The organism is Burkholderia torrens, assembly GCF_984668525.1.
Genome location: NZ_OZ480212.1, coordinates 625,929 through 645,018, shown reverse-complemented (window position 1 = coordinate 645,018; position 19,090 = coordinate 625,929). Strand labels below are relative to the sequence as shown.

The 19,090-nt window shown below is 65.2% G+C and carries 15 protein-coding genes; 2 read left to right on the top strand and 13 right to left on the bottom strand.

Annotated features, from left to right (window positions below):
- Nucleotides 1-15: 15 nt before the first annotated feature.
- The 13 genes from AC5LXX_RS19170 to AC5LXX_RS19110 form a co-directional block, all read right to left on the bottom strand.
- Nucleotides 16-1,008 carry a DMT family transporter gene (locus tag AC5LXX_RS19170; protein WP_493412690.1) on the bottom strand — a complete coding sequence of 331 codons (993 nt, stop codon included), beginning with the start codon at nucleotides 1,006-1,008 and terminating at the stop codon, nucleotides 16-18.
- 166 nt (nucleotides 1,009-1,174) lie between these two features.
- Nucleotides 1,175-1,786, bottom strand: a complete 612-nt coding sequence (locus tag AC5LXX_RS19165; RefSeq protein ID WP_493412689.1) for a TetR/AcrR family transcriptional regulator — start codon at nucleotides 1,784-1,786, stop codon at nucleotides 1,175-1,177.
- A 205-nt stretch (nucleotides 1,787-1,991) separates the two neighbouring features.
- A complete protein-coding gene (locus tag AC5LXX_RS19160; RefSeq protein WP_493412688.1) occupies nucleotides 1,992-3,647 on the bottom strand; it encodes a trimethylamine N-oxide permease in 1,656 nt (551 codons plus the stop codon).
- A gap of 178 nt (nucleotides 3,648-3,825) precedes the next feature.
- A complete protein-coding gene (locus AC5LXX_RS19155) occupies nucleotides 3,826-4,689 on the bottom strand; it encodes a glycine betaine ABC transporter substrate-binding protein (RefSeq protein WP_493412687.1) in 864 nt (287 codons plus the stop codon).
- Nucleotides 4,690-4,823: 134 nt separating this feature from the next.
- On the bottom strand, nucleotides 4,824-5,972 hold the full coding sequence (locus tag AC5LXX_RS19150; protein WP_493412686.1) for an FAD-binding oxidoreductase: 1,149 nt from the start codon (nucleotides 5,970-5,972) through the stop codon (nucleotides 4,824-4,826).
- Nucleotides 5,973-6,001: 29 nt separating this feature from the next.
- Nucleotides 6,002-7,243, bottom strand: coding sequence for an aromatic ring-hydroxylating oxygenase subunit alpha (locus tag AC5LXX_RS19145; protein WP_124455242.1), 1,242 nt, complete (start codon nucleotides 7,241-7,243; stop codon nucleotides 6,002-6,004).
- A gap of 52 nt (nucleotides 7,244-7,295) precedes the next feature.
- On the bottom strand, nucleotides 7,296-8,081 hold the full coding sequence (locus AC5LXX_RS19140) for an electron transfer flavoprotein subunit beta/FixA family protein (RefSeq protein WP_493412685.1): 786 nt from the start codon (nucleotides 8,079-8,081) through the stop codon (nucleotides 7,296-7,298).
- Nucleotides 8,078-9,244, bottom strand: coding sequence for an electron transfer flavoprotein subunit alpha/FixB family protein (locus tag AC5LXX_RS19135; protein ID WP_493412684.1), 1,167 nt, complete (start codon nucleotides 9,242-9,244; stop codon nucleotides 8,078-8,080). The genes AC5LXX_RS19140 and AC5LXX_RS19135 overlap by 4 nt, the downstream gene beginning before the upstream one ends.
- Nucleotides 9,245-9,248: 4 nt before the next feature.
- On the bottom strand, nucleotides 9,249-11,174 hold the full coding sequence (locus AC5LXX_RS19130; RefSeq protein ID WP_493412683.1) for a (Fe-S)-binding protein: 1,926 nt from the start codon (nucleotides 11,172-11,174) through the stop codon (nucleotides 9,249-9,251).
- Between the two features lie 3 nt (nucleotides 11,175-11,177).
- The gene (locus tag AC5LXX_RS19125; protein ID WP_493404806.1) at nucleotides 11,178-13,241 is read right to left on the bottom strand and encodes an oxidoreductase; all 2,064 of its coding nucleotides are present in this window, start codon (nucleotides 13,239-13,241) and stop codon (nucleotides 11,178-11,180) included.
- 68 nt (nucleotides 13,242-13,309) lie between these two features.
- Nucleotides 13,310-13,843: a DUF5943 domain-containing protein gene (locus AC5LXX_RS19120; RefSeq protein ID WP_006480657.1), complete on the bottom strand. Its 534-nt coding sequence runs from the start codon at nucleotides 13,841-13,843 to the stop codon at nucleotides 13,310-13,312.
- Nucleotides 13,844-13,983: 140 nt separating this feature from the next.
- Nucleotides 13,984-14,955: a dipeptidase gene (locus AC5LXX_RS19115; RefSeq protein ID WP_175689779.1), complete on the bottom strand. Its 972-nt coding sequence runs from the start codon at nucleotides 14,953-14,955 to the stop codon at nucleotides 13,984-13,986.
- A 39-nt stretch (nucleotides 14,956-14,994) separates the two neighbouring features.
- Nucleotides 14,995-16,269, bottom strand: a complete 1,275-nt coding sequence (locus tag AC5LXX_RS19110; RefSeq protein WP_059239231.1) for a serine hydroxymethyltransferase — start codon at nucleotides 16,267-16,269, stop codon at nucleotides 14,995-14,997.
- A gap of 447 nt (nucleotides 16,270-16,716) precedes the next feature.
- Here AC5LXX_RS19110 and AC5LXX_RS19105 point away from each other — a divergent pair, with 447 nt between their 5' ends.
- Complete coding sequence (locus tag AC5LXX_RS19105; RefSeq protein WP_124455246.1) at nucleotides 16,717-17,745, top strand: GlxA family transcriptional regulator; 1,029 nt, start codon at nucleotides 16,717-16,719, stop codon at nucleotides 17,743-17,745.
- A gap of 112 nt (nucleotides 17,746-17,857) precedes the next feature.
- Nucleotides 17,858-19,080 (top strand): IS3 family transposase gene (locus AC5LXX_RS19100; protein ID WP_493411022.1). Its coding sequence is split into 2 segments (ribosomal slippage): nucleotides 17,858-18,223 and nucleotides 18,226-19,080, totalling 1,221 coding nucleotides; the frame shifts between segments, so codons are not numbered across the junction.
- Nucleotides 19,081-19,090: the final 10 nt, after the last annotated feature.

Below are 19,090 nucleotides of genomic sequence, written 5' to 3'. Positions count from 1 at the left end.
GGCCACGACCGTTCGTCATGCGGAGGCCGACGGCACGCGTGCCGGCGCCGTGCCGACTCGTCGCGCCCGGCGCCGCAGATACAGGTTGTTGAGGATCAGTGCCGCGCCCGTCAGCGCGGCGCCCGCGACCTGCGCGCGATTGGGCACCACGCCCGTCGCCGCGGACACGATGAACGCGGTGATCGGCAGGACGTCCATGAACAGCACGCCGTTCATCGGCCCCAGGATCCGGTTGCCCGTCATCCACAGCAGGATCGCGCCGAAGCCGGCCACCGGCCCCATGTACGCGAGATGCGGCAGCACCGCATGCACGGCGGACCGCGACGGCGCCGCGATCCCGTGCATCGCGATCAGCACGAGATTGACCGCGACGATCGTGGTCAGGCCAAGGCATGTCGTGAAGGTCGTGTATTTCAATGCCGACCAGCCGGTGAAGCGCGCCGCGCCGAACGTATAGACGACCCAGCACAACGCGCCGACGACGATCAGTGCGTTGGCCGCGTAGTGCTGCGGTTCGTGCAGCGCGGCAATCACGTCGCCGCGCGTGATGACGAGCGCCACGCCGGCGAAAGACAGCACGACGAACAACACCGACACCGGCGCAGGCGCGACGCGCCGCACCAGCGCATTGAGCAGCAGCCCCATCATCGGCTGCGTCGCCATCATGATCGATGCGGTCAGTGCGCCCTCGTCGCCGGCCAGTTGCTGGCCCAGGAACACGAACGACCCGAACCCGCAAAAGCCGATCGACCCGAGCAGCCACGCAAGCAGCACGGATTCACCGGCTGGCCGGAATGCGCCGGGCCCTTCCACGATCCGCAGCAACGCGACGAATGCCGTGCCGGCGATCAGATAGCGCAGCGACGTCAACGTAAACGGATCGATGTACCGCAACGCATCGGTCATCACCGGGAACATCACGCCCATCAGGATCGTCGCGCATACGCATGCCGCGATCCCTTTCCCGTACGCGCTTGCGGCGGGGACTGCGAAATTTGCATTATTCATGACTGATCGTTCCCAAATTAGTTGAACAACGATGCCGGTGCGACTGCGCGCAGCGGCGGCGTTTCTGCGACTTCATTGCCGAATCTGCCTGCTCTTTCCGGTCTCTTCAGCCGCGCGTCGAATGCGCATTATTTGAAACCGATCATTCTCAAAATAATCAAAAAAATCAGGTCAGCGCCCGCATCGCGATTTCGACGATCGAGGCCAGTTCCGCTTCCGACGCACTCGACTTGCCCAGCACGCGCAAGCCCTGGATCAGGCACAGCAGGAACCGGCCGACCTCCTCCGGATCGAGGTTCCGGTCGAAATCGCCCGACTGCTGGCCGCGCGCGACGGCAAGGCTGAATTGCGTGCCGATGCGCAGCAGCGTCGATTCGATGTATGGCCGCAACGCGTCGTCGCCGGGCAGCAGCTCGACGGCCGAATTCGTGATGAGACAGCCTCGGCGCTCCGACAGCCGCACGCCGATTTCCGTGTAATACAGCAGCGCTTCCCTGAGCGCCTGCCGCGGCGGCAGATCCGCCGCGAGGCGCTCCTTGAGGCGCGCGATCGCGCCTTCCGCGTAACGGTCGAACGCGGCGACCAGCAATCCGTGCTTGTCGCCGAACGTCCGGTACAGGCTGCCGCGAAACACGCCGGTCGCCTCGCATAGCGTGTCGATCGACGTCGCGTGATACCCCTGCTCCCAGAACACGCGTGCTGCTGCGTCGATCACCTCGTCGGTGTCGAATTCGCGTGGGCGCCCCCTGTCGCGGGAGCCGGGAGAGGTCGGGCTCATGAGTCCGGATATTAGAACCGATCATTCCCAAAATCAAGCGCCGTCGATCGCGCACTCGCGCCGCCCGCACCCGCACGCCTGCCGGCTCTGAACGACAAAAGCCCGACCGGCTGCAGCCGGTCGGGCTTCGTTGCTTGCGGAGACATCGATCGCGCCGCCCGTGTGCGGTTGCCGGGCGGCGTGCGTCGTCAAACGGCCTGACGCGTCACTTCACCCACGCGAAGTAATACGACAGCCAGATCGTCAGCCCTGCGCCGATCAGCGCCGCATACGGCATCAGGCTCAGCCACAGCGCGCGCTTCGGCACTTCCAGCTCCATGTCGCGCTGCATCTGCGCGGGGAAGCGGCCGCGATCCTGCCAGTAGTGACGGAACAGGAACACCGGCACGATCAGCAGCATCGCGATCAGCCCGTTGCGCAGCGTGCCTTCACCTTGCAGGTTCGCGCCCGCGCCGACATAGACGAGGTTCGCGTAGCCGCAGAGCGAGCCCGCGACGAGCAGCCAGGTCGGGCAGCGGAACGGCCGATCCCAGTTGCCGCGATCCATCCGGTGGATCCAGCCCGACTGAAGATTCAGGAATACGAACAGCATGTAGCAGACGTTCGAGATCGACAGCACCGTCATGTAGTCCGACATCATCAGCAACACGAGGTTGAAGCCGAGGTCGGTCCACATGGCGCGCGTGGGCGAGCCGTGCTCGTTCACGTGCGACAGGTACTTCGGCAGCCAGCCGTCGACCGATGCCTGGTACAGCGTGCGCGACGAACCCATCATCGACGTCATCACGATCAGCAGGATCGACAGCATCAGCATCACGACGACCGCATTCGCGACCCACGCGCCGCCGCCGACGATCTTTGCCATCGCCGCCGCGACGCCGGTGCCGTCGCCGATCGAAGGATCGAGCATCGCCTGAGTGCCGAGCGCGCCCTGGAACGCCAGCGGCACGAGCGTCATCACGACGAGGCACAGCGCGCCCGACCAGAAGATCGCCTTCGCCGTATCGCGGCGCGGATCGCGGAATTCACGCGTGTAGCAGACGGCCGTTTCGAAGCCGTACGACGCCCAGCCGGCCATGAACATCGCGCCAAGCGCCATCGTGACGCCCTGCCCGTTCCACGAGCCGAAGGTCGAGGCCGTGAGATTGCCGTGCGCGTCGTGACCGAGCGGCAGCAGCGGGAGCAGGTTCGACATCGGCACGTCGCCGGTGACGAACGGCACGATGCCGACGATCAAGAGCGGCGTGAGCGATGCAATGCCGAGGATGCGCTGCGTACGTGCCGCCTTCGACGCACCGCTATGCTGAAGCTTGAACGTGATGAGAAGCAGGATCGTCGCGATGATGAACGTCGCATTGATCCGCAGGGACAGGCCCGGCTTGATGAACCCGAGATCCGCGATCTTGAGCTGCCATTGCAGCACCGCCGCGTTGGCGGGAAAGAGACTCGTGAGCGCATAGCTCGCCGCGAGGCCGCAGCCGAGCGCGAGCATCGGCGACCACGCGAGCCAGTTGCACCACACGGACACCGGGGCAATCAGCTTGCTGTAGCGCACCCAGCCGATCGCGCCATACACGGACGCGCCGCCCGATTTATGGGGAAATAGTCCCGATATTTCCGCATAAGTCGCGCTTTGAATCAGCCCCATCGTGATCGCGGCGATCCAGATCGCCCACGCGGGCTGGCCGATCGTCGCGCATACGCCGCCGATCGTGAACAGCACGCCTGCCGGCACGCCGCTCGTCACCCAAAAAGCGTCTTTCCAGGTCAGGCCACGATGCAGCGTGTGGCCCGTCGAATCATGTGAGATGGTTGCCTCAACATCACTGGTGCTGTTCGCACGCAGTCCTGCCTGACTCATCCAATTCCTCCTGTGATGACTCCGCACAAGGGCACTAGTGTAACAACTTACGCGCTTTTTTGCAGAATCCGAAAAAGAATTCCGGGATATGGCCGCATGACATCGCGATTATTTCGGATTCCTGCGTACCATTCCCGGCGTGTTTTTATAGTGACTCGTACGACGTATTTTCAGGTACTTACTGGACGCCTTCGGTCCACGCATTCACGCGGTCGGCATGTGCCGCAATCCACGCATCGGCAGCCGCTTCCGGCTTCGAGCCGTTCTGGATCGCCAGCATCACGCTGTCGATTTCACCCGGCTTCCACTGGAATTTCTTCAGGAACGCGACGACCGGCTTGGCCTTGGTTTCGAGCCCCGGATTCACGACGCTGTCGACGTGCTCGGCGCCGCCGAACACCTTCTTCGGATCCTCGAGGAAACGCAGCTTCCACTTCGCGAACATCCAGTGCGGCGCCCAGCCGGTCACGATCACCGGCTTGTTCGCGCCGACCGAACGCGACAACTCGGCCGTCATCGCGCTGCCCGAGCTCGGCATCAGCGTGTAGCTGAGCCCGTAGTTCTTGATCGCTTCGTCGGTCTTGCGCATCACGCCCGCACCGGCATCGATGCCGACGATGCGGCCGCCGAAGCTGCTCTTCTCGGCGTTCAGATCCTCGATGCTCTTCGCCTTCACGTAATCCGGGACGATCAAGCCGATCTTCGCGTCAGGAAAGTTCGCGCCGACGTCGACGACCTTGCTCTTGTATTCGCTCCAGTACGAGCCGTGCGTGACCGGCAGCCATGCGGACAGCGTCGCGTCGAGATCGCCACGCGCGACGCCCTGCCACATGATCCCGGCAGCGACCGGCACGAGCTTCACCTCGTAGCCGAGCTTCTTCTCGATCACGCGGGCCGCGACGTTCGACGTCGCCACGCTGTCGTCCCAGCCTTCGACGTAGCCGATCTTCAACGTCGGCTTCGTATCGGCGAGCGCTGACGCGCTCAGTGCCACCATCGCCGACAGTGCGCCGCCCCACAACAGTTTTCCGAAGAGTTTCATGGTCGATCTCCTTGATATGCGCACCGTGCGCGTTGCCTCTCTAGGTTCTTCAACCACAAATCCGCGGTATCGTTGTTTTCCGACGGATGCTTGTCCGGACGCGACGCGCCCGGACAGCCGATGGCGCGTTTCGACTACTTGTCGATCACGAGATCCGACAGCGGCTTGCTGCAGCACAGCAGCACCATGCCCTGGTCGATCTCGCGCTGGCGAATGCCGCCGTTGTGCTTCATCTCGACTTGCCCCGACACGAGCTTCACCTTGCAGGTGCCGCACATGCCCTGCGTGCACGACGCCGGCAGCCGCACGCCCGACTGGCGCGCCGCGTCGAGCACGTGCTGCTCCGAGCCGCATGCAATCTCGCGGTTGCTCTTCGCGAAGCTGACCGTGTACTGCTTCGTCGCGGGGTCGACGCCGTCGGCGGCCGGCACGAGTTCGGCGAGCACTTCGTCGCTCGCGGTCTGCGCGAGCGTCTCGAACGAGAAGCTTTCCTCGTGATACTGCCTGCGATCGAAACCCGCTTCGTCGAGCAGGTCGCGCACGGCCTTCATGTACGGCGCGGGGCCGCACGTGAAGATCTCGCGCTCCATGAAATCCGGTGCGATCAGCTTCAGCAGCGGCAGCGTCAGGAAGCCCGTGACGCCCGGCCAGTTGGTACGTGCGCCGACGCGCTCGACGACGAACGACGTGCGGAAGTTCGTATGATTCGACGCGATCAGGTCGAGCTCGCGCGCGAAGATGATGTCGTCCGGCGTGCGCGCGCTGTGCACGAACAGGATGTCGCGATCTTCCGCGAGATCATGATGCGCGCGGCTCATCGACATCAGCGGCGTGACGCCCGAACCGGCCGACAGGAACAGGTACTTGCGCGCCGGATGCCGCGCGCACGTGAACTCGCCGGCCGGGCCGAGCACGCGCACCGGTGCGCCCGGCTGCAGGTTGTCGTGCAGCCAGTTCGACACCTTGCCGCCCGGCACGCGCTTCACCGTGATCGACACCGTGTGCGGCCGCGCCGGCGACGACGAGATCGTGTAGCAGCGGTTGATCGTCTCGCCGTCGATGTCGAGTTCGAGCGTGAGGAACTGCCCTGGCTCGAACGAGAACGTGCGGCCCTGCGGCGAACGGAAGAAGAAGCTCTTCACGTCGTGCGTTTCCTGCCGCACGTGGCAGCACACCAGCGTTTCCTCGACGTCGCTCGTCCAGCGCTCGGGCAGCGCGTTCCAGAACGCCGGGCGCGTCACCCGGCTGTCCACCGGCTCGAAATTGGCCGCATCTCGCATCATGTCTTGCTCCGCTTGTCCGCTGCTCAGTACTACGCGCCGGTTTTTTCGGCGAGACGGCCGATGTACCAGGCCGAGAATTTTTCGACGAGACCTTCCGTGAACGGCGAGTACGGGCCCGGCTCGTACGCGCTGCTGTTCGCGCCGCGCTGCGAGAATTCGACGAGCGCACGATCCTGGTCGTTGGTCGCGTTCCACACGGCCGTCAGGTTCTTCACGTCGTAGTCGATGCCTTCCTTCGCGTCCTTGTGCACGAGCCACTTCGTGCGCACGAGCGTCTTGCCGGCCGACAGCGGAATCACCGAGAACGTCACGATGTGATCGCTCATGAAGTGGTGCCACGAATTCGGCTGCGTCCAGAACGACAGGCCGCCGAGGTCGGCCTTGTCGAAGCCGCCGAGCAGCTTCTTCGATGCGACCTTCGCGTCGAGCGTCTGCGATTCGCCGCTGCGGTCGAGCGGCAGGCGCTGCGTGCGGAAACCCGTCACGTCGAGCAGCTTTTCGATTTCGGCCGACGGCAGGCCCATCTCGGCCCACTCCTTGCCGCGCCGCACGCAGGTTTCGGCGAACGCGTCCATGCCTTCGGCGTTCGCGTCGGAACGCTGGTAGCCGAAGCCGTATTCGTACAGCGAGATCGTCAGCTCCGGATGGTTCGCGACGCAGTGATAGCACTCGCGGTTGTTCTCCATCGTGAGCTTCCAGTTGCCTTCCTCGATGATGTCGATCTGCGCGGCGATCTTCGTGTTCGGCAGGTCGTGCGGCAGCAGGTACGGCTCCATCTCGGCGCGCATCTGCGCGAAGTCGACCGGCGGCTCGTCGGCGAGGCAGATGAAGATCAGGCCCGCGAGATTCTCGACGTGCACCGACTTCAGGCTGTGCTTGCAACGGTCGAACTTCTCGCCCATGTGCTCGGCGAACATCAGCTGGCCCGTCAGGTTGTAGGTCCAGCTGTGGTACGGACACACGATGTTGCCGACCGAGCCCTTGTCCTCGTTGCACAGTCGCGCGCCGCGGTGACGGCACACGTTGTGGAACGCGCGGATCGCCATGTCGTCGTCGCGCACGATGAGGATCGAATCGCTCCCCAGTTCCACGGTCACGTAGTCGCCCGGCTCGGGAATGTCCGGTTCGACCGCCACCTGGATCCAGTGCTGGCGGAAAATCGCCTCCATGTCGAGCGCGAAGATGTCCTCGCTCGTGTAGAACGGTGCATCGAGGCTGTGCCCTTCCTTGCGCCGCTCGATCAGTGCACGAATGTCTGCCGATACTTTCATCGTTTGCTCCGGATTCCTTGCATCCCTGGGTTCTTGCCGACAGGCATCAAAATCAGTAGTCGATGAGCTGATGCTCGCGCAAATACGCGAGGATCACTTGTGCTTTTTCGACCGAACTCCCTTCATTTACGACGTTGCCGCCACGGCTCTCGGTCGTCGTCGCGGACAGCATCCGGGCATGCCCGGAGCGCTTCTCGGCGGCGACCAGCTTTACGGGTTTACGCTCGACCGGGCCGACCGTCCAAGCGGCCGCGTCGGCATCCGTGCCGGGCGCCGCGAGCGCCGGCCGGATCGCGCCGGCGCGCAGCCGCGCGTACGCGTAGCGCGGCTCGGCATTGGCGAGCGGATGGACGGCAATCACGGCCGGCAGCGCGGTATCGACGCGCCGCCGCAACCCTTTCGGCAAAAATTGCCGGACGGCCACGCGACCGCCTTCGACCGTCACGTCGACGGCCGAGCCGACCAGCGGATAGCCGAGCTTCGCGGCGATGCGGTAAGGCAGCATGCCGGTGTCGTATGCGCCTTCGGCGCGCGTGCCGGTCAGCACGAGATCGTAGTCTTCGATGCGCGCGGCGAGCGCGTGCACGGCATCGTCGTCGTCGCGGCAGGCCAGCACCTCGACCTCCCGCGCGCCGAGCGCGAGGTATTCGGCAAGCGCCGCGTTCGCGGGGTCGCCGGCATGGATCACGTCGAGCGTCGCGCGATGCTGCTCGGCGAGCTGGCGGCCGGTTTCAAGTGCGACCGCATCGTTGCGGCTGTAGCGCGCGACGCCGCTGACCGGGTGCCGGCCCACGGACACGAGCACCGCGATGCGTTGCAGCTGGCGGGGGGCGTTCATGCGGCGACTCCTTCGGGTTCACGGGTGCCGACCGCGGCCGGCGATTCGCCGCGCGCGGCCCGCGCGGCCTGGACCTGTTCGATCAGCGCGGCGATCGTCGCCTGCGCGTCGCCGACCACCGTCAGGTTCGCGCGCTTCGCGATCGGCGCGCTGCCGTCGAGGTTCACCGCGATCACGTGACGGCAGTCCTTGATCCCCTGCAGGTGCTGCACCGCGCCCGAAATGCCGAACGCGATGTACACGCTCGCCTCGACCGTCTTGCCGGTCGCGCCGACCTGCTTGTCGCGCGTGAAGTGGCCGTTGTCGACCGCGACGCGGCTCGCGCCGATCGCCGCGCCGAACGCACCGGCCAGTTGCTCGAACGCGCCGATGTCGGACACGCCGTTGCCGGCCGACACGATGAAATCGGCTTCCTCGAGCGCGACCTGGGCCGCATCGATTTCGTCGAGGCCGAGATCGCGGTACGGCCGGGCGGCATCGACCACCGGGCGGATGAAGTCGGCGGCCAGGCGTTCGCCCGCGCCGACGAACGGCAGCTTCGCGTCGACCGCGTTCTGCGCGAGCAGGATCACGTCCGGCAGCGCGCGCGTGGCAAACGCGCGCCCGGCCTGCGCATACGCACCGACATGCTTCGCGTCGATCTCGACGACGTGGGTCGCGATGCTCGCGCCGGCTACCGCCGCGTAACGCCGGCCGAGATCGCCGTCGCCCGTCGCGTTGTCAGGGATGAATACGTGTTTCGGTGCAAGCGCGGCCACGCAGGCCTGCAATGCTTGCAGTTCGCTTTCGGGATCGAACGCACGGCGATCGAAGCCCGTCAGCTCGAGCAGCTTGTCGACGCCGAGCTCGGCCACGTCGTCCTTCAGCTCGCCGAACGCGAGCAGCGCGACTTCGGTCTGCGCGTCGGCGAGCACGGCGGCGGCGGCGATCGCCTGCCGCGAATGGTCGTCGAGCGCGCCGCGCTCGCCGTGCGCGACCACCAGCATCACGTGCTTCGGATCCTGCAGCGCGCGGCGCGGCTTTGCGGCCGCGCCGTGACCGTGCGCGGACCACTGCGCGGCGTTCGCATCGGCGCTGCCTTCCTCGCCGAGCGTGATGCGCTTCAGGCCGGCGGCCGTGATGATGAACGGCCGGCGCGGATCGATTCGTTTGATCGTGTTCATCGACTCACTCCAGCGAAGCGGCAACGAGTTCGGCGACGTCGAGCACGTCGGGGCGCGGGCCCACGACACCTTCGAGCATGGCCGTGCAGTTCGGGCACCCGACCGCGACCACGTCCGCGCCGATCGTGCGCGCGTCGGCGATGCGGATGTCGGGAATGCGCTGCTTGCCGGGGATGTCGGTCAGCGGCGCACCGCCGCCACCGCCGCAGCAGCGGCCGCGCATGCCGTTGCGCTCCATCTCGACGACCTGGATGCCGATCGCCTTCAGCAGCTTGCGCGGCGCTTCCGTCTCGCCGTTGTAGCGGCCGAGGTAGCACGGATCGTGATACGTCGTGCGCTTCTCCTGCAGCGCCTCGACGGCCTTCGGTGCGATCTTGCCGCTGTCGGCCAGTTCCGCGAGATAGGTCGTGTGATGCTTGACCGTCACGCGCAGCCCGAGCGCACGGTACTCGTTGCGCAGGCTGTGCATCACGTGCGGGTCGGCCGTCACGATCTGCTTGTACGACAGCGTGCCGAGCGTGCCGATCAGGCGCTTCGCCATCTGCTGGAACGTCGCTTCGTCGCCGAGCCGGCGTGCAACGTCGCCCGTGTCGGTCTCGTTCGAGCCGAGCACCGCGTAGTCGACGCCTGCCTTGTTCAACACCTTCACGAACGCGCGCAGCGTGCGTTGATAGCGCATGTCGAACGCACCTTCGCCCGCGACGAACAGCACGTCGACCGGCTTGCCCGGCTGCGCGACCGGTGCGCTCAGGTCCACTGACCAGTCGTAGCGCGCAGCCGTGTCGTAGCCGCCCATCGTGCCCGTTTCACGCAGGTTCGCGAGGACTTCCTGGCCCTTGCCGGGCACCGTGCCGTGCACGAGCGTGCGGTTGCGGCGCATGTCGACGATCGCGTCGACGTGTTCGATCAGCATCGGGCATTCCTGCACGCAGGCGCGGCAGGTCGTGCACGACCACAGCGTCTGCTCCTCGATCAGGCCCGACACGATCGGGCCGTTCGGCTCGCCGCGATGCTGGCCGACCGCGATGCCCGGCGACGGGCTGCCCGCGTACGCCGCATCGGTGCCGCCCGCCATCCCGACGACGAGATCCTGAATCAGCTTCTTCGGGTTCAGCGGCTGGCCCGACGCGAACGCAGGGCACGCGGCTTCGCACTTGCCGCACTGCACGCAGGCGTCGAAGCTCAGCAGCTGGTTCCAGCGGAATTCGACCGGCTTCGCGACGCCGTACTCCTGATGCTCGATGTCCGGCAGCTTCAGGGCGGTCGGCGGCGTGGCCGTGCCGTTGCCGGTGAACGAGTCGCGCGTCGCGGCAAAACGCTCCTGGCGCGGGTGGAACGCGAGGTGCAGCAGGCCGGCGATCGCGTGCTTCATCGGGCCGCCCTTCGCGGCGCCGACCGTCATCGTGAACGCGCCGATGCCGATCAGCAGCGCGCAGAGCACCGCGAACGTACCCGACATCGCGCTGGTGGGCACCAGCATGAACAGCACGAGGCCGAGCGCGAACGAACCGAGCAGCCAGGGCAGCGTATTCCACGGGCCGCGCGACAGGCGCGCCGGCACGTCCTTCGCCGCGCGTCGGCGCCACACGAACACCGCGCCGACCAGCATCGCGAGCGCCGCGAGGAAGATCAGCTTGTCGAGCCACGGCGAGTAGATCGCGAGGCCGTAGTTGATGAACACCAGCGCGAGCGCGCCGATCGCGCCGCCGGCCGTCGCGACGTGGGTCTTCGCGATGTACGGATCGCGGGCGACCACGTGGTGCAGGTCGACGAAATAACGCTTCGGGATCGCGAACAGGTTCGCGACGCCGAACGAGCCGGGCGCCGTGGCGCGGCCGAGCCGCCAGTAGGACGAGCGCTTCGCGACCGCGAACGCGAGCCCCGCCACCGACAGCCACAACAGGGCGGTAATGAGGAAGGACGGGTTCATCTTTTAGAAATCCTTCACGAGACGCAGCGAGTCGTAGATCGCACCGTGGACGTTGTGCATCGAGATGCAGTCGCCGACACGGAACAGCAGGAAACGGCCGTTGCCGAGCTCTTCCGACAGGCACGGTTGCGGCTCGGCCGCGAACAGCGTGTGCGGATCGATCTGGCCGCGGTTCACCGATTCCGGCTTGAGCTTCCAGTACAGCTCGTCGTTCGGCGACGAACCGTTCTCGATCACCACCTGGTCGACCGCACGCTCTTCCAGTTCTTCCGTGTACTCGTTGCGCAGCACGGCGATCAGCTTGCCGTCCTCCTGATACACGCGATCGAGCATCGTGTTCGGCGTCGGGATCACCCCGAACGCGTACAGGCGGCGATAGAAGATCGGGAACGTCGTGCCGCCGCAGTCGTCGGCGACCTTCACGTCCGGCGTGACGACCTCGACCTTCGAGCCGCGGCTCGCCATGAAGTCGGCCACGCCCGCGCCAGCATGCGTGCTCACGCCGTCGAACAGCAGCACGTTCTGCTTCGGCTCGACCTTGCCGGTCAGGATGTCCCACGAGCTGACGGCAAGACCCTCGGCCACGCCCCAGCCCGGCACCTGCCACGTGAAGCTCGACCCGCCGGTCGCGAGCACGACGATGTCCGGCTTCTCGGCCATGATCATCTTCTCGTCGGCGGCCACGCCGAGACGCCGGTCGACGCCCAGGCGCTTCGTTTCCATGTCGAACCAGCGGATGATCCCCGACATCTGTTCGCGCTGCGGCGCTTTCGCGGCGATCATCACCTGCCCGCCCACTTCCGCGTTCTTCTCGAACAGCACGACATCGTGGCCGCGCAGCTTCGCGACACGCGCCGCCTCGAGGCCCGCCGGGCCCGCGCCGACCACCACGACCTTGCGCTTCGGGCCGCGCGACTTCTCGATGATGTGCGGCATCGTCGCTTCGCGCGACGTCGCCGCGTTCTGGATGCACAGCACGTCGAGGCCGTTGTACTGGCGGTCGATGCAGTAGTTCGCGCCGACGCACTGCTTGATTTCGTCTTCGCGGCCGTCGCGGATCTTGATCACCATGTGCGGATCGGCGATCTGCGCGCGCGTCATGCCGACCAGGTCGATCATGCCGGTCGCGAGCAGGCGCTCGGCCTGGCCCGCATCGCGGATGCTCTGCGCGTGCATCACCGGAATCTTCACGACCGACTTGATGCCGGCCGCGAGGTGCACGAACGGCTCCGGCGGCAATGCCATCGGCGGCATGCAGTTCGCGATCGTGTTGTGCGTGTCGCCGCCCGAGCCGACCACGCTCAGGTAGTCGATCAGGCCCGTCTCCGACATCGCCTGCGCGATTTCCTTCAGCGCTTCGTGATCGAGGCCGTCCTCGTGGAATTCGTCGCCGCACATGCGCAGGCCGACGCAGAAATCCTTGCCGACCGCCTCGCGCACGGCCGTCAGCACTTCGATGCCGAAGCGCAGGCGGTTTTCGAGGCTGCCGCCCCATTCGTCGGTGCGGTGGTTCGAACGCTTGCTCCAGAACTGGTCGATCAGGTGCTGGTGAGCGGCCGAGATCTCGATGCCGTCCATGCCCGCTGCCTTCACGCGCTTCGCGGCCGCCGCGAAATCGCCGATGATGCGGCGGATTTCCTCGATCTCGATGATCTTTGCGTTGCCGCGGTGCACGGGTTCGCGCACGCCCGAAGGCGACATCAGGTGCGGCCAGTGCTCGCCGTGGAACGACGAGCGGCGGCCCATGTGCGTCGCCTGGATCATGATCTTCGCGCCGTGCTTGTGCATCGTATCGGCCAGGCGCGTGAGCGGATCGATGATCTTGTCGGTCGACAGGTTCACCGATTTCCACCAGCCCTGCGGGCTGTCAATCGACACGGGGCTCGACCCGCCGCAGATGGCCAGGCCTACGCCACCCTTGGCCTTTTCTTCGTAGTAGCGGATATAGCGGTCGCCCGGCAGGCCGCCCGGCTCGGCATACACCTCCGCATGCGCGGTGCTGACGATCCGGTTGCGCAGCGTCAGCTGGTTCAGCTGCATGGGTTTGAACAGGTGGGGATAACGCATCGCTGGCGACCTCTGGCGTTCGAATGTCTCGTGTTGCGGGTGTTGTTCTGCTTCAGTGAATCAATGCATCAGTGCGCGATCGGCGACACTTCGAAGACGCAGTGGTCGTGATGCTCGGCCGCGCACTGCACTTCCTTCGAGTACGCACGCGGTGCGCCCTTGCCTTCCGGCGTCGTGTCGTTGACCCAGTCCATCGCACCGGCGAACCAGCCCGCGAACATGTAGCAGAGCTTGCCTTCCTTGCCCGGCTGCTGGAGCACGAACGACGAGTGGCGCAGCTCGATCTTCGCGCGTGCGCTGGCCGGATCGGCCTCGATGATCGAGAACAGGCCCCAGCCGCGCTGCGACAGGCGCTTCAGGTAGTGTTCGAACACGGCCATGCCGGTGATGCCGTGCTGCTTTGCTTCCTTGTCGCACCAGTGGTAAGCGGACTTGTAGCCGGCCTTGTAGAGGATCTCGGCATACGCTTCGACGCCGAGCGCTTCCTCGACGGCGACGTGGTTGTTCGTGAAGAAGTGGCGCGGCACGTACAGCATCGGCAGCGCGTCGGTGGTCCAGACGCCGGTATCGGGATCGACGTTGATCGGCAGTTGCGGTTGCATCGTGGTGACTCCGTGAGGAAATTGGCCGCGCGGCTCAGTGCGCAGGCGCGACATCGTCCGCGTGCCCGCGCGGCTTGCACGGGCACGTCCCGATTTTTCTAATGTTGAATCGCGGGTGGCGGTTCGGCTCGATGCGGCGCTTACGCGCCCCACACGTCCTTGAACACGCGCACCCAGTTCTCGCCCATGATCTTGCGAATGCGCGACTCCTTCCAGCCGTGGCGCTCCATCGCGGCGGTCAGGTTCGGGAATTCGCCGATCGTGCGGATGCCGTCCGGGTTGATCACCTTGCCGAAGTTCGTCAGCTGGCGATAGCGGCCCTTGTCATGCGTCAGCATGTCGAAGAATTCCTTCGCGAAATCCTGCGTGAAGTCCGTGCCGATGCCGACCGCGTCTTCGCCGATCAGGTTCACGACGTAATCGATCGCCTCGATGTAGTCGTCGATGTTCGCTTCGATCCCGCGCTTCAGGAACGGCGCGAACATCGTCACGCCGACGAAGCCGCCCGCATCGGCGATCTCCTTCAGCTGCGCGTCGCTCTTGTTGCGCGGGTGCTCCTTCAGGCCCGACGGCAGGCAGTGCGAGTAGCACACCGGCTTCTTCGAGAACGCGATCGCTTCCGACGACGTGTTGCCGCCCACATGCGACAGGTCGACCATGATGCCGACGCGGTTCATCTCGGTGATCACTTCGCGGCCGAAGTCAGACAGGCCGCCGTCACGCTCGTAGCAGCCGGTGCCGACCAGGTTCTGCGTGTTGTAGCAGAGCTGCACCACGCGCACGCCCATGTCGGCGAACGCCTCGATGTAGCCGAGGTTGTCCTCGAACGCATGCGCGTTCTGGAAGCCGAGGATGATCCCCGTCTTGCCTTCCTTCTTCGCGCGGAAGATGTCGTCCGTCGTGCGCACCAGCGTCAGCAGTTCGCCGTTGTCGCGGATCTTCTTCTTCATCACGCCGATGTTGTCGACGGTCTTGGCGAAGTTCTCCCACACCGACACCGTGCAGTTCGCAGCCGTGATGCCGCCCTTGCGCATGTCCTCGAACACCGGCTTCTCGAACTTTGAAATGTTCAGTCCGTCGATGATGATGCTGTCCTGATGCAGCGTGCTCATATCCGCTCTCGCTCGTGGGTCTGTTCTTGTGGGGGTCGATCAGTAGATCGGGAAACGTTCGCAAAGCGCGAAGATCTCGCGGCGCACGCGTTGTTCGGTCGCGTGATCGCCTTCCGGGTTCGCGCGCAGCGCGTCGAACACTTCGAGGATCAGGCGGCCGACTTCACGGAATTCCGCGACGCCGAAACCGCGCGTCGTTCCGGCCGGCGTGCCGAGACGGATCCCCGACGTGACGGTCGGCTTCTCGGTGTCGAACGGGATGCCGTTCTTGTTGCAGGTGATGCCCGCGCGTTCCAGCGCCTGCTCGACCGGCGCGCCCTTCAGGCCCTTCGGGCGCAGGTCGACCAGCAGCAGGTGGTTGTCGGTACCGCCCGTGACGAGATCGACGCCGCCGGCCTTCAGCACTTCGCCGAGCGCCTGCGCGTTCGCGAGCACGTTGTCGATGTAGGTCTTGAAGTCCGCATGCAGCACTTCGCCGAACGCGACGGCCTTGCCGGCGATCACGTGCATCAGCGGGCCGCCCTGCAGGCCGGGGAACACGGCCGAGTTGATCTTCTTCGCGATGTCCTCGTCGTTGGTCAGCACGAAGCCGCCGCGCGGGCCGCGCAGCGTCTTGTGCGTGGTCGAGGTGACGACGTGTGCGTGCTCGACCGGGTTCGCGTGGCGGCCCGCGGCGATCACGCCGGCGATGTGCGCCATGTCGACCATCAGCTTCGCGCCGACGCTGTCGGCGATCGCGCGGAAGCGCGCGAAGTCGAGCGCGCGCGGGTACGCCGAGAAACCGGCGATGATCAGGTTCGGCTTGTGTTCATGGGCCAGCGCCTCGACCTGGTCGTAGTCGATCCGCATCGTGTCGCGGTTCACGCCGTACTGGACCGCGTTGAACCACTTGCCCGACAGTGCCGGCTTCGCACCGTGCGTCAGGTGGCCGCCGGCATCCAGCGACATGCCGAGCACCGTGTCGCCCGGCTTGGCCAGCGCGAGCATCACCGAGCCGTTCGCCTGCGCGCCCGAGTGCGGCTGCACGTTCGCATAGCCGGCGTTGAAGATCTGCTTCACGCGCTCGATCGCCAGCGCCTCGACTTCATCGGCGAATTCACAGCCGCCGTAGTAGCGCTTGCCGGGATAGCCTTCCGCGTACTTGTTCGTCAGTACCGAGCCCTGCGCCTCGAGCACGGCGCGTGACACGATGTTTTCCGACGCGATCAGCTCGACCTGCGACTGCTGACGCTCGAGTTCCTTCAGGATGGCGCTGCGCACCGGCGCGTCGCGCTCGGCAAGGGGCTGCGAGAAGAAAGGCTGGGTATTCGACATAGTGCGTCCGTGACGAAGAATAAAGGGCTGCAACCAAAGCTCAAGGCCCGCCCTGCCTGGGTTTCCCGCTGCGCCAGTGCAAGGTTGCCGACGGCTCTATTCTTGTCGTTCGGATTTTCGGCGGATTGATGAATTTAGACGCGTTCTTTGCCTTTTCCGCCATGCGCGTCCGTTTTATACAAGTGACCGGTCGTGCTTTTTCGGATGACCCACCAAAACGGTGTCGGCTGTTCACCTATGGACACGCACACCGGCAGTGCGTTTGCCGCGCGTTCGGAGTGCGGCGTCTCCCGGATACGGTGCAATGCAACATCGACCCTGGGCCCAGACAACGTATGGAGCTAGGGTTTAGCCGTATGGCACGCTTGTTGCGCTCGCTCACACAATACCGCAGCCCGATCCGTGCCCCCGGGCGTATAGCTATTAGAGATTCTAGGAACGCTCCCCATGTCGCCCGACCGCACAGCGTCGCTGTCCCACTTCGCGTTCATGCCATTACCGAATTTCACGATGATCGCGTTCACCAATGCGATCGAGGTGCTTCGGATGGCGAACTACCTGAGCGGCCAGCCGCTGTACCGCTGGTCGGTGATCAGCCCGGACGGCGGCCCGGTCACGGCGAGCAACGGTCTGACGGTCGATACGGGCCCGGCCGAATGCGCGGGGCAGCCGGACATCGTGTTCGTGTGCGGCGGCGTCGACGTGCAGCGTGCGACCACGCCGGCCCATCTGTCGACCCTGCGCCGCTTCGCGCGCTCGGGCATCCCGCTGGGCAGCCTGTGCACGGGCACCTATGCGCTTGCGAAATCGGGGTTGCTCGCCGGCTACGCGTGCGCGATCCACTGGGAAAACATGTCGGCGCTGAAGGAAGAGTTTCCGGACACGCGCTTCCTGAAGGAACTGTTCGTGATCGACCGCGACCGCATCACGTGCACGGGCGGCGTCGCGCCGCTCGACATGATGCTGAACCTGATCGCCGCGCGCGTGGGCACCGCGCGCGTCACGCAGATCGCCGAGCAGTTCATCGTCGAACACGTGCGCGACACGAGCGCGCAGCAGCGCATGCCGCTCGTCGCGCGCCTCGGCTCGGCGAACAAGTCGCTGTTCGAAGTGATCTCGCTGATGGAGAACAACATCGAGGAGCCGCTGTCGCGCGAGGAGCTCGCGCGGCTCGCGAACATGTCGCAGCGGCAACTGCAGCGCCTGTTCCGCGAACACCTCGGGATGACGCCGACGCATTACTACCTGACGCTGCGGCTGCGCCGCGCACGCGAGCTGCTGCTGCAGACCGACATGTCGATCATGCATATCACGATGGCGTGCGGCTTCCAGTCGGCGTGCCACTTCAGCAAGAGCTACCGCGACGCGTTCGGCGTCGCGCCGACGCGTGAGCGCCGCAAGCAGGTCGCGCCGCTCGCGCAGGGTGCGGCGAGCGCGGCCAGCCCCGTATTTCCTGCTCATGTGCTGCATGCGTGAACCACGCTGCGCGTGACGCATGAAAAAAAAGCGGCCGAGGCCGCTTTTTCTTTGCACTTTGACCCGTCCTGAAATAGGTTGACACTTTTTCGCCGAAGCGAAGAGGTGCCAAGTGGAGCAAGGGATCAAGCGAACGCAGCGAGACTACAGCCTGGCTTTTAAATTGTCGGTGGTAGCGCAGGTTGAAAAAGGCGAACTGACGTACAGAGAGGCGCAGCAGCGCTACGGTATCCAGGGACGCTCGACCGTGCTGGTATGGTTACGTAAGCACGGCTTGCAGGATTGGGCCGATCCATCCGGCCGTGCGCGATCGGGTTCCACCATGCCAAAGCCAGACTCAAAGCCACTCACACCGGAGCAGCGCATCAAGGAGTTGGAGGTGCAGTTGCGCGAGGCGCAGGAGAAAGCGGCGCTGTTCGAAGCCGTACTCGACGTGATGCGCAAGGACTACGGGATCACCGTAAAAAAGCCTTCGGGCAGGTCGTCGCGCAAAGGCGGATCGAAAAGCTGAGCGTCGAGCGAGCCTGCCGCTACATGGGCATCAGCCGCCAAGCGTATTACAAGCGATGTCGCAGCGAGAAACGCCGCTGTTCGCAAGCCGAGACTGTGACGGCACTGGTACGCGACGTCCGTTTGCGCCAGCCCAGGCTTGGGACGCGCAAACTGCATCATCTGCTTGGGCCGGCGTTGGTCGAGCGCGGCATTAAGCTGGGGCGAGATGGGCTGTTCGAGATGCTGCGCGCGGCGCGGCTGCTGGTCGTGCCGCACCGGGCGTATCACAAGACGACGCAAAGCCACCATCACTACCGGCGTCATCCAAATCTGCTGAAACGCGGGCCTGAGCAAATCGTACCCACCGGTCCCGAACAAGTGTGGGTAGCCGACATCACATACCTGCCGACGGCGGGCCGGTTTGTGTATTTGAGCCTCGTCACGGATGCGTTCTCGCGCAAGATCGTCGGACATCACGTCCACGACAGCCTGCAGACCGAGCAGGTCAGTCAGGCGCTGAAGAAGGCGTTGCGCAAGCGCCAGACCTGTCAGCCACTGATCCATCACTCCGATCGTGGGATCCAGTACTGCTCGACCTACTATCAGGACATCCACCGACGTCACGGCCTGCGCTGTTCAATGACGGACGGCTACGACTGCTATCAGAACGCGCTGGCCGAACGGGTCAACGGCATCCTCAAGGGGGAGTTCCTGCTGCAGCGTCCCGCGGACCTTGAGCAGGCTGCCAAGATGGTTGAACAGTCGGTACGCATCTACAACCATGAGCGGCCACATACCGCCCTGAAATACAAAACGCCCGATGCGGTGCATCGGGCGTTCTAGCGTCTGGATA

Coding starts and splice junctions, on each gene's coding strand:
- AC5LXX_RS19170 (WP_493412690.1), bottom strand. CDS start 1,008: ATGAATAATGCAAATTTCGCAGTCCCCGCCGCAAGCGCGTACGGGAAA.
- AC5LXX_RS19165 (WP_493412689.1), bottom strand. CDS start 1,786: ATGAGCCCGACCTCTCCCGGCTCCCGCGACAGGGGGCGCCCACGCGAA.
- AC5LXX_RS19160 (WP_493412688.1), bottom strand. CDS start 3,647: ATGAGTCAGGCAGGACTGCGTGCGAACAGCACCAGTGATGTTGAGGCA.
- AC5LXX_RS19155 (WP_493412687.1), bottom strand. CDS start 4,689: ATGAAACTCTTCGGAAAACTGTTGTGGGGCGGCGCACTGTCGGCGATG.
- AC5LXX_RS19150 (WP_493412686.1), bottom strand. CDS start 5,972: ATGATGCGAGATGCGGCCAATTTCGAGCCGGTGGACAGCCGGGTGACG.
- AC5LXX_RS19145 (WP_124455242.1), bottom strand. CDS start 7,243: ATGAAAGTATCGGCAGACATTCGTGCACTGATCGAGCGGCGCAAGGAA.
- AC5LXX_RS19140 (WP_493412685.1), bottom strand. CDS start 8,081: ATGAACGCCCCCCGCCAGCTGCAACGCATCGCGGTGCTCGTGTCCGTG.
- AC5LXX_RS19135 (WP_493412684.1), bottom strand. CDS start 9,244: ATGAACACGATCAAACGAATCGATCCGCGCCGGCCGTTCATCATCACG.
- AC5LXX_RS19130 (WP_493412683.1), bottom strand. CDS start 11,174: ATGAACCCGTCCTTCCTCATTACCGCCCTGTTGTGGCTGTCGGTGGCG.
- AC5LXX_RS19125 (WP_493404806.1), bottom strand. CDS start 13,241: ATGCGTTATCCCCACCTGTTCAAACCCATGCAGCTGAACCAGCTGACG.
- AC5LXX_RS19120 (WP_006480657.1), bottom strand. CDS start 13,843: ATGCAACCGCAACTGCCGATCAACGTCGATCCCGATACCGGCGTCTGG.
- AC5LXX_RS19115 (WP_175689779.1), bottom strand. CDS start 14,955: ATGAGCACGCTGCATCAGGACAGCATCATCATCGACGGACTGAACATT.
- AC5LXX_RS19110 (WP_059239231.1), bottom strand. CDS start 16,269: ATGTCGAATACCCAGCCTTTCTTCTCGCAGCCCCTTGCCGAGCGCGAC.
- AC5LXX_RS19105 (WP_124455246.1), top strand. CDS start 16,717: ATGTCGCCCGACCGCACAGCGTCGCTGTCCCACTTCGCGTTCATGCCA.